This is a genomic window from Vibrio sp. 1249-1, assembly GCF_033340495.1.
In genome coordinates, this window is the sequence record NZ_JAWOWJ010000693.1 from 1 (window position 1) to 641 (window position 641).

1 protein-coding gene is annotated in these 641 nt (G+C 46.5%); it reads left to right on the top strand.

Annotated features, from left to right (window positions below):
* A partial coding sequence (locus tag R7Z50_RS28395; protein ID WP_318149868.1) for an EAL domain-containing protein occupies window positions 1-641 on the top strand: 641 nt, incomplete at both ends.

A 641-nucleotide genomic window follows, 5' to 3' on the forward strand; every position in this document is an offset into this window, starting at 1 on the left:
CTGACTTGCTGGCCTCAGAGTTGCTAAAACCGATTGGCAATCTCAGTCCATCTTGGAGTAATTCATTCCCCGTGACTGCAAGCGTAGGTATCGCTCAGTACCCTCAAGACGGTACAGACGTCGCGAAATTACTCTCCAGTGCCGATGCGGCAATGTATCAAGCCAAACGAGCCGGGAAAAACCAGTACGCTTATTACTCAGCAGCTCTCAATGTTGAGTCTCAAAGACGCAGTCAGCTTGAGCGAGCGCTCAGAAAAAGCAACGTAGAAGAAGAGTTCCATCTCGTTTTTCAACCCTATATGAATAATCGGGACAACGAGATTGAAGGACTAGAGGTATTATTGCGCTGGGAAGCGGAAGGCATTGGTCCCGTGCCTCCGAAAGAGTTTATCCCAATCGCGGAACAGGCGGGCTTATTTGATAAAATTGATCGATGGGTTTTCGCCAATGCAACTGCAGAATATCACCAGCTAAGAAATATTTTTGGCAAAGACATTGTCCTGTCCATCAACCTTTCATCGGCCGAATTAAACTCGTTAGAAATGGCGCAATTCATTCATAAACACGTAACGAGAAATGGCATCAAACCAGAATGTATCGAACTAGAAATTACCGAGACGTTTGCCGCGGAACAGCAAGGG